The 12,829-nt window shown below is 70.9% G+C and carries 14 protein-coding genes and 1 pseudogene; 1 reads left to right on the forward strand and 14 read right to left on the reverse strand.

Annotated features, from left to right (window positions below; translation table 11 throughout):
• Positions 1–179: 179 nt before the first annotated feature.
• The 14 genes and pseudogenes from whiG to ffh all read right to left on the reverse strand — a co-directional run bounded on the left by whiG (position 180) and on the right by ffh (position 11,585).
• Complete coding sequence (whiG, locus tag VNG13_07160) at positions 180–995, reverse strand: RNA polymerase sigma factor WhiG (protein HVA60301.1); 816 nt, start codon at positions 993–995, stop codon at positions 180–182.
• A gap of 52 nt (positions 996–1,047) precedes the next feature.
• Positions 1,048–1,971 (reverse strand): tyrosine recombinase XerC, encoded by a 924-nt coding sequence (locus VNG13_07165; GenBank protein HVA60302.1) that lies wholly within the window; start codon positions 1,969–1,971, stop codon positions 1,048–1,050.
• A 52-nt stretch (positions 1,972–2,023) separates the two neighbouring features.
• Positions 2,024–3,265, reverse strand: a complete 1,242-nt coding sequence (gene dprA / locus VNG13_07170) for a DNA-processing protein DprA (GenBank protein ID HVA60303.1) — start codon at positions 3,263–3,265, stop codon at positions 2,024–2,026.
• 23 nt (positions 3,266–3,288) lie between these two features.
• Positions 3,289–4,839 (reverse strand): YifB family Mg chelatase-like AAA ATPase, encoded by a 1,551-nt coding sequence (locus VNG13_07175; GenBank protein HVA60304.1) that lies wholly within the window; start codon positions 4,837–4,839, stop codon positions 3,289–3,291.
• Positions 4,839–5,192 carry a YraN family protein gene (locus tag VNG13_07180; protein ID HVA60305.1) on the reverse strand — a complete coding sequence of 118 codons (354 nt, stop codon included), beginning with the start codon at positions 5,190–5,192 and terminating at the stop codon, positions 4,839–4,841. The genes VNG13_07175 and VNG13_07180 overlap by 1 nt, the downstream gene beginning before the upstream one ends.
• Positions 5,193–5,328: 136 nt before the next feature.
• The gene (locus tag VNG13_07185) at positions 5,329–5,655 is read right to left on the reverse strand and encodes a DUF2469 domain-containing protein (protein HVA60306.1); all 327 of its coding nucleotides are present in this window, start codon (positions 5,653–5,655) and stop codon (positions 5,329–5,331) included.
• Between the two features lie 106 nt (positions 5,656–5,761).
• Positions 5,762–6,388 (reverse strand): annotated as a pseudogene (locus tag VNG13_07190) (ribonuclease HII).
• Positions 6,385–7,317 carry a signal peptidase I gene (gene lepB / locus VNG13_07195; GenBank protein ID HVA60307.1) on the reverse strand — a complete coding sequence of 311 codons (933 nt, stop codon included), beginning with the start codon at positions 7,315–7,317 and terminating at the stop codon, positions 6,385–6,387. The pseudogene VNG13_07190 and the gene lepB overlap by 4 nt, the downstream one beginning before the upstream one ends.
• 84 nt (positions 7,318–7,401) lie before the next feature.
• On the reverse strand, positions 7,402–7,761 hold the full coding sequence (gene rplS / locus VNG13_07200) for a 50S ribosomal protein L19 (GenBank protein HVA60308.1): 360 nt from the start codon (positions 7,759–7,761) through the stop codon (positions 7,402–7,404).
• Positions 7,762–7,849: 88 nt separating this feature from the next.
• Positions 7,850–8,593 carry a tRNA (guanosine(37)-N1)-methyltransferase TrmD gene (gene trmD, locus VNG13_07205; protein ID HVA60309.1) on the reverse strand — a complete coding sequence of 248 codons (744 nt, stop codon included), beginning with the start codon at positions 8,591–8,593 and terminating at the stop codon, positions 7,850–7,852.
• Positions 8,594–8,598: 5 nt separating this feature from the next.
• On the reverse strand, positions 8,599–9,108 hold the full coding sequence (gene rimM, locus VNG13_07210) for a ribosome maturation factor RimM (GenBank protein HVA60310.1): 510 nt from the start codon (positions 9,106–9,108) through the stop codon (positions 8,599–8,601).
• Between the two features lie 5 nt (positions 9,109–9,113).
• Positions 9,114–9,353 (reverse strand): RNA-binding protein, encoded by a 240-nt coding sequence (locus tag VNG13_07215; protein ID HVA60311.1) that lies wholly within the window; start codon positions 9,351–9,353, stop codon positions 9,114–9,116.
• Entirely contained in the window at positions 9,354–9,929 is a 576-nt protein-coding gene (rpsP, locus tag VNG13_07220; GenBank protein HVA60312.1) for a 30S ribosomal protein S16, read from the reverse strand. It abuts the gene before it with no gap.
• Positions 9,930–10,073: 144 nt separating this feature from the next.
• The gene (ffh, locus tag VNG13_07225) at positions 10,074–11,585 is read right to left on the reverse strand and encodes a signal recognition particle protein (protein ID HVA60313.1); all 1,512 of its coding nucleotides are present in this window, start codon (positions 11,583–11,585) and stop codon (positions 10,074–10,076) included.
• Between the two features lie 51 nt (positions 11,586–11,636).
• Between ffh and VNG13_07230 the strand changes: the two genes are divergently transcribed.
• Positions 11,637–12,829 (forward strand): AMP-binding protein (locus VNG13_07230; GenBank protein ID HVA60314.1); only part of this gene is annotated, 1,193 nt, incomplete at its 3' end.

A 12,829-nucleotide genomic window follows, 5' to 3' on the forward strand; every position in this document is an offset into this window, starting at 1 on the left:
GGGGCGCGCTCGGTTCGTCGCGGCGGCCGGTGGCCGCCGCCCTGGCGCCCCGCCGTGGGCCACCGTCTCCAGTGGACCGAGCAGACCGGCACCGGCACGAGGCCGGGTGGGCGCGCGATTGTCAGCCCACGGGTACGCGGGCTGCAGGGTGCAGTGTACGGGAGGCGGCAGCGCCGCGCTCAGTCCCGACCCTCGGCGAGCTTGCCGCGAAGCTGGAGCACGGCCTTCGTATGCATCTGGCAGATCCGGCTCTCGGTTACGCCGAGCACTTGACCGATCTCGGCGAGCGTCAAGCCCTCGTAGTAGTACAGCGTGACGACGATCTTCTCCCGCTCGGGAAGCATGTTGATGGCCCGAGCCAGCAGGTACTTCGTCTCCTCGGTTTCGAATGCCGCTACCGGATCCTCCGCCCGGGTGTCCTCGAGCGTGTCCACCAGCGAGAGCTTGTCCCCGCGCTCGCCACCGACGTTGAGCAACTCGTCGAGGGCCACGACGTTGACGAACGACACCTGGCTGAAGATCGTGTGCAGCTCGTCGAGGGTGAGCCCGAGCTCATTCGCGACCTCCCCCTCGGTCGGCGTACGGCTGAGCTTGCCTTCGAGCGCGGCGTAGGCGCGTTCGACCTCACGCGCCTTGTAGCGCACCGAGCGCGGGATCCAGTCGATCGCCCGCAACTCGTCGATGATGGCGCCCTTGATCCGACTTATGGCGTAGGTCTCGAACTTGATCGCCCGACTCAGGTCGAACTTCTCAATCGCGTCGATGAGCCCGAAGATGCCGTAGCTCACCAGATCGGCCTGCTCGATGTTCGACGGCAACCCAACGCCGACCCGCCCGGCGACGTATTTCACCAGCGGTGAGTAGTGCAGGATCAAGCGCTCCCGAAGGTGCGCCTCGCCCCCGGCTTTGAACTCGCGCCAAAGCTGGCCGATCGCAGCATCGACCGCAGCCGGGTCTGGTTCTAGGCTGCCCGGTTCGTCCGGGGTGTCCGCCACGGTCGCCGCGGAAGCCGCTGAGGCGCCGCCCGCGCGTGCGCGTCCCCGAACTTCACGCCCTGGGGTGCGCCCGGTCATAGGTGGCCTTCAGTCGGTCGATGGACACGTGGGTGTATATCTGCGTTGTTGCGAGCGTAGCGTGACCGAGCAGTTCCTGGACGCTTCTCAGGTCAGCTCCGCCTTCCAGCAGATGTGTGGCCGCCGTGTGTCGCAGCCCGTGCGGTCCCATGTCCGGGGCGCCCGGGACGGCCGACAGCCGGGCATGGACGACGCGCCGAACGGTGCGCGGGTCGATCCGCCCCCCCCGGGCGCCGAGGAAGAGGGCCGGCCCACTTACCGGGCCCACGGCGCGGGGTCGCCCCTCGGCGAGATAGCTCCGGACGGCCCGCAGAGCCGGCACCCCGATCGGAACCGTGCGCTCCTTGCCGCCCTTTCCGAGCACGCGGATCACCCGACGGCCTTCGTCGAGGTCGTCGATGTCCAAGCCGGTCAGCTCGCTGACCCGGATCCCGCTGGCATAGAGCAACTCGAGGATGGCCTGGTCGCGCAGTTCGGCGCCGGGATCGGCGACCAGGTTCGCGGCGGCTTCGCTCGGCGGCGGGTTCATCAGCTCCGCCACCTCAGGTCCGGTGAGCACATGCGGCAGCGCCCGCTGCGCACGAGGGGTACCGAGCAGCTGCCCGGGGTCGTGGTCGAGCAGGCCGCGACGGAACCCCCAGGCGGTGAAGACCCGCGCGGCGGCCGCCCGGCGACCGAGCGTGCTCCGGGCCGCACCCTGGCTACGGAGCCGGGCCAGCCAGCTGCGCAGGACCGCGAGGTCGAGATCGGCGAGCTCGGTGTGTCCGAGCCGGGTCGCGTGGTCGAGGAGGCTGGCCACGTCGCCGCCGTACGCGCGCACGGTGTGCGCGGACAGCCCGCGCTCGAGAGCCAGGTGCCGGATGAAGCCAGTCCATGCGGCGGCGAGCGGGGGCGGCAACTCGCCGGGCGGGGCGGACACCCATGAACGGTCCGGCCTGGCGTGCGGCGGGTCAAGCCGCCCCGCCGCTGCCGCCGAAGGGCAACTGCCGACCGGCCGGGCGGGACTGCACCGCCTGGCGGCCGTTTGGAGCGCCCGGCGGGCGGAACCGCGGCCCCGCGCGTCTGCTGGGCATGGCCGCGGGGCCGAGTCGCCACCCCTCGCCGGAGCGCTCGACCAGGCCGAGCCCGGCGAGCAACCCCAGGCTGCCGAGCACGGTTGCCGGGTCGAAACCGGCGGTGACGGCGATCTGCTCGGGACCAACCGCGCGGCGGACGGGAACCGCGTCCAGGACCCGGGCGGCCTCGGCGGGCAGTCCGTCGCGGGCCGATCCGGACGGCGACCCCGGCCCCTCCGGCCCGAGATCGGCCCCCAGACGCCCCACCGCCTCCACCACGTCGTCGATCCCCCGGACCAGGGTCGCGGCGACGTCGCGGATCAGCCGGTGGCAGCCGGCGGAGCCGGACTCGGTGACCTGCCCGGGAACGGCCATGACCATCCGGCCGAGCCGGGCGGCATGCGCCGCCGTGGAGAGGGCGCCGCTGCGGACCCCGGCTTCGACGACGACCGTGCCGAGCCCGAGGGCCGCGATCAGCCGGTTGCGCTGGAGGAAACGGGTCCGGAACGGTTGCGCCCCTGGGGGGTGCTCGGAGACGAGCAGGCCGGACTCCCGGATCCGATCGAAGAGCCGGGCATGGCCGCTGGGGTAACGCACATCCACGCCGCAGGCGAGGACCGCGACGGTAGCGCCCTCGGCAACCAGGCAACCGCGATGCGCGGCCCCGTCGATGCCGTAGGCCCCGCCGGAGACCACCACCCACCCCCGGTCGGCGAGCCCGGCACCGAGTTCGCCCGCGACGTAGAGCCCGTACTCGCTGGCCGCCCGGGTGCCGACGACCGCCACCGCTCGGCCGTCGAGGCTCGCGAGGGACCCGCTGCCGCGGACCCAGAGCGCGAATGGGGCGCAGTCGGCCGCGACGAGCACGTCGAGCGCCTCGGGCCACTCGGCGTCGCCGGGGCAGACCAGCCGGCCGCCCTCCCGGCTGATGGTCTCGAGGTCGCGCTCGGGATCGGTGACGTCGGCCCGCAGGGCGACCCCCGCCAGTCGGCTGTCCCGCACGCGCGGGTCCCGCGACCGAAGCGCGGCCCAGGCGGTGATCACCCCCACCGAGCGCACCAACCGAGCCACGTCCTGGTGTCCCGGCTCGCTGACCCGAGTCAGCGCAGCTCGGGCCAGCCGTTCCTCGTCACTCACCGGAGCCGATCCGCGTTGGTCCATCACGCGACCACCCCGACCGGCATCCGCAGCCCGCGCGCCTCACCGATCTCGCGCCAGCCCGGGCTGGCGATGCCCGCCAGGTCGGCAAGCGTCCAGGCCACCCGAAGAACCCGGTCGAGCCCACGCGCCGATAGTCGGCCCGCCGCCAGATCGGCCTGCAACGGCGCCCACGCGCCCCCCGGCAGCGGCCAGCGGGTGCGCAGTTCCCGGCCCGGCACCTCCGCATTGGCCCGCCACGGAGTCCCGGCAAGGCGCCGCCGGGCCCGGCACCCCGCCTCGGCCACCCGCTCGCGGACCAGCGAGCTGGGCTCGGTGAGCTCCCGATCGGCGAGCAGCGCGGCCCGAGACACCGGCTGGACCTGGCAACGGAGGTCGACGCGGTCGAGCAACGGCCCGGACAGCTTGGTGAGGTAGCGCCGCCGGGCACTCGGGCTGCACGTGCACACGCTGCCGTCAGCCCGGCCGAGACCGCACGGGCAGGGGTTGGCCGCCAGGACGAGGGCAAACCTGGCCGGGTACCGCGTCGTGCCGGCAGCCCGGGCCAGGATGATCTCTCCGGATTCCAACGGCTGGCGCAGCGCGTCGAGCGCGCCGGCCTGGAACTCCGGCGCCTCGTCGAGGAACAGCACTCCGCGGTGCGCGAGCGATGCGGCCCCGGGCCGCGCGAGCCCGCTTCCGCCGCCGACCAGAGCGGCAGTCGTCGCCGTGTGGTGCGGATGGCAGAACGGCGGCCTCGTCACGAGCCCAGCCCCGGGCGGCAGCTGGCCGGCCACGGAGTGGATGGCGGTGACCTCGAGGGCGGCCGTCCGGTCCAGGTCGGGCAACAGCCCCGGCAGTCGTTCCGCGAGCATCGTTTTGCCGGCCCCCGGCGGACCGACCAGGAACAGGTGATGACCACCGGCCGCGGCCACTTCAACCGCCCGCCGGGCGGCTAGTTGGCCGACGACATCAGCCAGGTCCGGCTCCGGCTCGAGCTGCCGGGCAAGGGAACGCACCGACGGCTCCGCCGGACATTCCTCTTCAACGAGCCCGCTCGCCGCCCCGCGCAGCCGAGCCAGAAGCGCGGACAGCGTGGCTACGGGCAGTACGTCGATGTCCGGGACGAGCCGCGCCTCTTCGGCGTTCGCGGCCGGGACCGCAGCCCGCACGAAACCGGCCCGGCTCGCCGCCAGGACCGCCGGCAGAACGCCGCGTACCGGCCGAACCCGGCCGTCGAGGCCCAGCTCGCCGAACAGCACGAGGTCATGCAGGGACGCGATCGGAACCGTCCCGGCGGCCGCAAGAATGGCCACGGCCATCGCGAGATCGAACGCGCTGCCGCCCTTGGGCAGTGACGCCGGCGACAGGCCGATCGTGATGCGCTGCTGCGGCCAGCGTTCGCGGCTGTTTGCGATCGCCGCCCGGACCCGGTCGCGAGCCTCGTGCAGAGCGGCATCCGGCAGCCCGATCAGCGTGCATCCCGGAAGGCCGGGCGCGAGGTCCGCCTCGACTTCGACGGCATGGCCATCGATGCCGACCAGCGCGACGGTGCGGGTTCGGGCCAACGCCATCAGCACACCCCGGGAAGGTGATCCAGCTGCACGCCGTCCCCGCGGAGCAGAACGGTGATTACGTCGATCCGCACCGCGGCAACCCCGGGCCGGTGCTGTGCCAACCATCTCCCGGCCAGGCGACGCAGCCGACGTGCCTTGGCCGCCGTGACGGCGTCTGCCGGCGAACCGAACCGAACCCCCCTGCGGGTCTTCACCTCGCAGACCACGAGTAGGTCCGCGCCGCGGCCGATCAGGTCCAGCTCACCTAGCTCGCACCGCCAGTTTCGGGCGAGCAGGACGAAACCGTCCTCCTCGAGGTGGCGGGCGGCGAGGTCCTCGCCCCACCGGCCGAGCACTGCGGCACTGACCACGCGGTCACCTCCCGGAGACCACCGTGACCGAGACGGGTGCTGCTTCGCTAGCCGCGAAGGTCGAACTGTGGACGGCGATGGCATGGTCGGGCAGCTGTGGACAGGCAAACGTGACGAGCCGTGCCCCCGTGCGGAATCAGGTCGACGGATCCGGCCGCTCGCCGGGGACCTCGAGGTCGCTTTTCGCGAGCTCTTCGATGTTGACGTCCTTGAAGGTGAGCACCCGGACGTTCTTGACGAATCGGGCGGGCCGGTACATGTCCCAGACCCAGGCGTCCTGCATCGTGAGCTCGAAGAAGACCTCGCCGGCGGCCTCGCGGACCTCCACGTTGACATCGTTCGTCAGGTAGAAACGCCGCTCCGTTTCGACAACGTGCGTAAACAGCCCGACCACGTCGCGGTACTCCCGGTAGAGCTGAAGCTCCATCTCGGTCTCGTACTTCTCGAGGTCCTCGGCACTCACCAGGGTTCTCCGGGTCGTCGTCGCCGGCTGACCGGGTTCACGCCGGCCAGCCGGCCAGGGTCTTCTGCCTGGCATTCTCCACCAAGAACCCGCCCTCGGCGCGGGCCACGTTGATGAATCGTCGACGGTGCTCGGCGCAGGGGCCGAGCCGGGTCAGTGCGACGTCATGCTCGGGCGTGACGTAGCCCTTGTGCACGGCGAATCCGTAGCCTGGATAGTCGACATCGAGCTTGACCATGATCCGGTCGCGGGTGACCTTGGCGATCACCGAGGCGGCCGCAATGCAGGCGGCCACCCGGTCGCCCTTCCAAACCGCGAGACCGGGGACGTCGACCCCCGGGACCGGGAAGCCGTCGGTCAAGACGAAGCCCGGACGCACCGAGAGCGTTGCCAGGGCCCGGCGCATCCCCGCCACGTTCCCTACATGAAGGCCATCGCGGTCTATCTCCCGGGCCGGCAGCACGACCACGGACCAGGCGAGCGCCCGGGCCAGCACCTCGAGGTAGACCTTGTCCCGGACGGCGGGGGTCAGCAGCTTCGAGTCGTTGAGATCGGGTACCTCGCCGCGCCGCCCCGCGGGGAGCACGCACGCCGCCACGACCAGCGGCCCGGCGCACGCACCGCGGCCAGCCTCGTCCGCGCCGGCGACCGGCGACAGCCCGTGCCGGGCGAGAGCCCGCTCGTAGCTCCGAAGTCCCCCGTCGCGGCGGATCGCGACCCGTGGCGGCCTCACCGAGCGGCGCGGCGGCCCCGTCGCCGACGCCACCGGCGGCGGATCCCCACCATCGGGACCGCACCGACCAGCCCGAGCGCAACCGGAGCGTTGGCCACCGCCACCGCCGCCGCCTTGGCCTTCAGTCCGGGTTGTCCGAACGTCGACGGTACCGAGAGCAGCCCCCAGCGGGAGGCTGGCCAGACCACGACGAACGCGCGTCCGATCACGTTGGAGATCGGAATCGAGCCGTTCGCAGCATCGCCCATGTGGGCCCGAGAGTCCGCTGAGTCGTCTCGGTGATCGCCCATCACCCACAGGTGGCCGGCCGGCACGGTGACCTTGAAGGGTTGGTAGGCCTGCTGCGGGTCGGCCTGAGCCAGGTAGATGTAGGGCTCGTTGAGCGCTATGCCGTTGACGGTGATCTGGTTCTGCGCGTTGCAGCATTGGACTACGTCCCCCGGCAGTCCGATCACCCGTTTGATGAAGTCCCGGCCGCTGGGCGGGGAGACGCCGATGACCCTGCCGATGCCTTGGAAGAATCTGGCGATCGGGTTGGACGTGACCGGCGAAGCGAACTCCGCGTTCCAGTCGCTCGGCCCCTGGAAGACGATGATCTCGCCGCGGTGCGGGTCTCGAAATCGGTAGACAAGCTTGTTGACGAGCACTCGGTCCTTGATGTGCAGGGTCTGCTCCATCGACCCTGACGGGATGTAAAAGGCCTGCACTAGAAACGCCTTGATCAGCAGGGCGAGGACCAGCGCGATGAGGATGAGGAAGGGCAGTTCCTTCAGGAACGAGGCCTGCTTGCGCTTGTCGGCCCGCTCGGGGCCCGCCGCGGTCGGGTCGGTAGATGCAGGCTCGGGCGACCCTGGATCAGTGGCTACCGGATCCATTGCGGTCGGCGATTCCACGGCGTCCCCGTAGCCGCCCGGATTGTCGGTGCTCACCTGTCCCGCTTTCCTGCTCGAGGGTTCCGGGCCCAGGCTAGTCGGCGGCAGTCCCGCGCTAAGCGAACGACGCCGGGTGTTCGCTCAGGCGCCAGGGCCGGCGTCCCGCTTCTCCTTGATCTTGGCCTTCTTGCCGCGAAGCTCACGCAGGTAGTACAGCTTTGCTCGACGCACGTCACCTCGGGTGACAACCTCGATCTTGTCCAGGACCGGGGAATGGACCGGGAAGGTCCGCTCGACCCCCACCCCGAAACTCACCTTTCGCACCGTGAAAGTCTCCCGCGCCCCGCCGCCCTGGCGGCGAATCACAACACCCTGGAATACCTGCACCCGCGAACGGTTGCCTTCCACCACTCGGACATGGACCTTGAGGGTGTCCCCGGGCCGGAAGTCCGGGACGTCGGTGCGCAGCGATGCCGCGTCGACACTGTCGAGGGTGTGCATCGGCCGGTCGCTTCCTCGGGCTGGCGGGCGCGCGCTGCCGCGCGGGGGGTCGGGATGGGCGCGGTGGTAGAGCTGCCGCCGCTGGGTTCTACTCTGCCACATCCCGCGGCCCGGCGGGCAACCCGCAGGCATCGGGAGCCTCGAGCCGGTCGAGGAGGTCCGGACGAAGGTCCGCGGTTCGGCGCAGCGCCTCAGCCCGACGCCAGCGGGCGATCGCCGCATGGTCGCCCGAGCGCAGCATCTCGGGCACGTCGAGCCCGCGCCACGAGGGCGGCCTGGTGTACACCGGCCCCTCCAGCAGTCCGGTGGAGAATGAATCGTCGTCAACGCTTTCGGCGTTCCCGACAACGCCGGGCAGCAGTCGGGTGACGGTCTCGATGATCACCAGCGCGGCCGCCTCCCCACCGGCGAGCACGTAGTCGCCGATCGAAATCTCGTCGACCACCATCCGGCGCGAGGCATCGGCCGCGACCCGAGCGTCGATGCCCTCGTACCGGCCGCAGGCGAGAAGGAGCCAGGGCAGCGTCGCGTACTCCGCCGCGAGCTGCTGCCGGAATGGACGCCCGGATGGCGTCGGGACGATCAGCCTGGGAGGTTCGGACGATCCACCCACGACCGCATCCAGCGCGGCGCCCCACGGCTCGGCCCGCATGACCATTCCCGGGCCCCCGCCGTACGGGGTGTCGTCGACACTGTGATGCGGATCCTCGGTCCAGGCTCGCAGGTCGTGAACCCTCAGCTCGATGAGACCACGATCGCGAGCCTTGCCCAGCAGGGACATCGAAAGCGGAGCGAGATAGTCCGGGAAGATCGTCACGACGTCGATTCGCATGCTGCTCAGAGCTCGAGCAGGCCGGCCGGCGGGTCGACGACTACTCGCCCACCTGCGACGTCCACCTCGCGGACGATGCTCGCGACGAACGGAACAAGGAGCTCGGCGGCGTCCGGACGCTCGACGACGAGCAGATCCGGGCCGGGCGGATGAAGCACGTCGATGACGCGCCCGAGCGCGCGCCCCTCGACATCCAATGCGGTGAGGCCGATGAGCTGATGGTCCCAGAACTCGTCGGGACCGTCGGCCGGGAAGCTCGTCGACGAATCCGCGACCAGCAGGACGCCGCGCAACCCCTCGGCAGCGCTGCGGTCCTCCACGCCGTCGAAGTGCACGAGCAGGCGACCGGAATGCCAGCGCGTCTGCACCACCCGGAGCGGCCCGGTCGCCTCCGGGTCGGTGTCGAGGACGGATCCGGGGGCGAAGCGGCGATCGACGTCGTCGGTCCGCACCTCCACCGCCACGTCGCCGCGGATGCCGTGCGCACGGCCGATCCGGCCGACGACCAGTTGCACCGCGGTCAGCGGACCTCGTCCACGTCGAGCAGGTCGACCCGGACACCGCGGCCGCCGATGGCGCCCATGACCGTCCGCAGCGCGCGGGCGGTTCGCCCGCCCCGACCGATGACCTTGCCAAGGTCCTCCGGATTAACCCGGACCTCGAGGACCTTGCCCCTATGCCGTTCCCGGAGCGCGACGTGAACGTCGTCTGGATGTTCGACGATGCCCTTGACCAGGTGTTCGAGGGCCTCCTCGAGCACCTAGGCCCCCGCGGGTGGCTCGTCGACCGACTCGGCGACGGCCGGAGCGGGCGATTCGACGCCGGTGGCCTCCTCAGCCGGCGGCTCGACGGCCGGAGCGGGCGATTCGACGCCGGTGGCCTCCTCAGCCGGCGGCTCGCCGGCCGGCGCGGCCGGCGCCTCCGCCGCCACGGCTGCTGCCTTCTTCGGGCGGGCGGCACGCTTGGCTGGCGCGGCTGCTTCTGCCTCGGTCGCGGCCAGACCCTCGCGCGCAGCTGCCTCGAAGGCGACTCGCTTGTCGCTGCGCGGCGCCGCAACCTTCATCGGCTCCGGAGCGGGCAGCCCCTTGAACTTCTGCCAGTCTCCGGTGACCTTGAGGATCGCAGTGACCGGCTCGGTGGGCTGCGCACCCACGCCGAGCCAGTACCGGGCCCGCTCGGGGTCGACCTCGATGAACGACGGGTCTTCCTTGGGGTGGTACTTGCCGATCGTGTCGATGACCCGGCCATCGCGCTTGGTACGGGAGTCAGCGACGACGATCCGATAGTAGGGGGCGCGCATCTTGCCGAGGCGCATCAGCTTGATCTTGGTGGCCACAGGTGCGGGTGCTCCAGATCTCGGACGTGGGTGAAGGTCGCGCGCCGGGTGGGTCCGGCACGGAACGCCTCGGTGGACACGTCCGGACCCGGAGAGAGGGCCGCGGCCGGACGGTACTCGCCGACATTGTGCCAGATCCCGCGCTCAGCCGTCCTCGCGTGGCCGGAGCCGGGACAGATCCCCGAGCGACCATTCATCCGGAAGCCCGCCGGGCAGGCCCCCGCCTCCGCCGGAGAGGGCGCCCGGCAGGCCGCCCGGGAGCCCGCGGATCGGGCCTCGCCCGCCACCTTTGCCGCTGCCCTTGCGGCCCTTTTTCCCCTTGCCCTTGGCCTGCCGCCGGCGCATTCCCGGCATCATCCCGGACATCTGTTTCATCATTTTGCGGGCCTCGAAGAAACGGTCGACCAGCTGGTTGACCTCGTTCACGCTGACGCCTGAGCCATTCGCGATCCGCAGCCGACGCGAACCGTTGATGATCTTCGGGTCGTGCCGCTCATCGGGGGTCATCGAGCGGATGATGGCCGCCACCCGGTCGAGGTCCCGATCGTCGACCTGGGAAAGTTGGTCGCGGATCTGCCCCATCCCGGGCAGCATCCCGAGCAGGTTCCCGATCGGGCCCATGCGGCGCAGCATCATCATCTGCTCGAGGAAGTCTTCCAGCGTGAGGTCCGCGCCGCCGGCCAGCTTCTCCGCCATCGCCGCGGCCTCGTCCGCCTCGAACGCCCGCTCGGCCTGTTCGATCAGGGTGAGGACGTCCCCGAGTCCGAGGATCCGCGAGGCCATCCGCTCGGGATGGAACACGTCGAAGTCTTCGAGCTTCTCGCCCGTGGAGGCGAACAGGATGGGCCGCCCGGTGACGTGTGCGACGGACAGGGCCGCGCCGCCGCGAGCGTCACCGTCCAGCTTGGTCAAAACGACGCCAGTGAAGCCAACGCCGTCTCGAAACGCCTCGGCCGTGGTCACGGCGTCTTGGCCGATCATGGCGTCGACGACGAACAGGATGTCGTCCGGCGTCACCGCGTCCCTGATCGCGGCCGCCTGGGCCATGAGCTGCTCGTCGACCCCGAGTCGACCGGCGGTGTCGATGACGACGATGTCGTGGCCACGCCGACGGGCGTAGTCGAGCGACTGTCGGGCCACCGCGACCGGGTCTCCGATCCCGCTGCCCGGCTCGGGGGCGAAGACCTCGACGCCGGCCCGCTCGCCGACCACCTGAAGCTGTTGCACCGCGTTGGGTCGCTGAAGATCGGCCGCGACGAGCAGCGGTGAATGCCGCTGGGCGACCAGCCATCGCCCGAGCTTACCGGCCAGCGTGGTCTTCCCGGTGCCCTGGAGGCCGGCGAGCATGACGACGCTCGGCGGCGTCTTCGCGAACCGAAGGAGATGCGTCTGGCCGCCCAGGATCCCGACAAGCTCCTCGTTCACGATCTTGATGACCTGCTGTGCCGGGTTGAGCGCCTGGCTGGCGGCCACCGCGGCCGCCCGCTCCTTGATCGCCGCGATGAAGTTCTTTACGACGGGCAGGGCGACGTCGGCCTCGAGCAGGGCGATCCGGATCTCCCGCGCGGTCGCGTCGATGTCTGCTTCGGACAACCGGCCCTTGCCGCGCAAGGCGGTAAACACCGATTCGAGTCGGCTGGAGAGGGTGTCGAACACCCGGTCAGGGTATGCGCCGGGCGACTGGGCGCGTGCGGCATGCTTCCTTCCATGCAGGTCCCCCTCCTGACGACCGACTTCCTGGAGCGCGCCGAGGCGGTATACGGCCGGCGCACCGGCATCGTCGACGAGCCGACCGCACCGGATGGCCTCGGCGACCTCAGCTACGCCGACACAGCCCACCGGGTCCGAGCCGTTCAAGCGGGACTGGACGAGTTGGGCGTCGCACCTGGTGAACGCGTCGCCGTCGTCAGCCCGAACAGCGCACGCCTGCTCGAGCTGTTCTATGCCGTCCCGGCTTCCGGCCGGATTCTCGTGCCGATCAACTTCCGGTTGGCTCGGGGCGAGGTCGAGTACATCGTCGAACACAGCGGCGCCACCGTGCTGCTCGTTGACGGAGAGCTCGACGACGAGCTGGGGTCGATCGCGGCGAAGCATCGGTTCGTCCTCGGTAGGCACAGTGACGAGGCCTTGCTCCGTTACGACCGGGACCCCACGCCGTGGCCCGAACCGGACGAGAATGCCACGGCGACGATCAACTACACGAGCGGGACGACCGCCCGGCCCAAGGGCGTCCAGATCACCCATCGCAACATCTGGACGAACTCGGTGCTGTTCGGCTGGCATGCCGGCGTCCAGGACCGGGACGTTTACCTGCACACACTCCCGATGTTCCACGCCAACGGCTGGGGCATGCTGTACACGGCGGCGGCCGTGGGCGTGCCTCAGGTGGTGCTGCGCAAGGTCGACGGCACCGAAATCCTCCGCCGGGTCGCCGACCACGACGTGAGCTACATGTGCGCCGCACCGGCCGTCGTGAACGCCGTCCTCGAGGCGGGCCGGAGCTGGTCCGGTCCCATCCCCGGCACCGGCCGGCGGACTCGGATCATCTGTGCCGGAGCGCCACCGCCGTCGAAGACCATCGAACGGATCGAGACCGAGCTCGGCTGGGAGTTCTGCCAAATCTATGGACTCACCGAGACCTCACCGCTGCTCACCGTCAACCGTCGCCGGAGCGAGGAGGACGCGCTACCGATCGAGGAGGCGGCCCGCCTGCTCTCCCGCGCCGGCGCTCCCGCCCTGGGTGTCCGGCTGCGGATCGCGGATTCGGGTGAGGTGCTGGCCCGGGGCAACGTCGTCCTCGAGGGCTACTGGCGGCAGCCGGAGGCCACCGCGGAGGCCCTCGAAGGAGGCTGGTTCCACACCGGCGACGGGGGACTGCTCGACGACGAGAACTACCTGAC

It is taken from the genome of Mycobacteriales bacterium (assembly GCA_035533475.1).
In the GTDB taxonomy this organism is placed as follows: domain Bacteria; phylum Actinomycetota; class Actinomycetes; order DATLTS01; family DATLTS01; genus DATLTS01.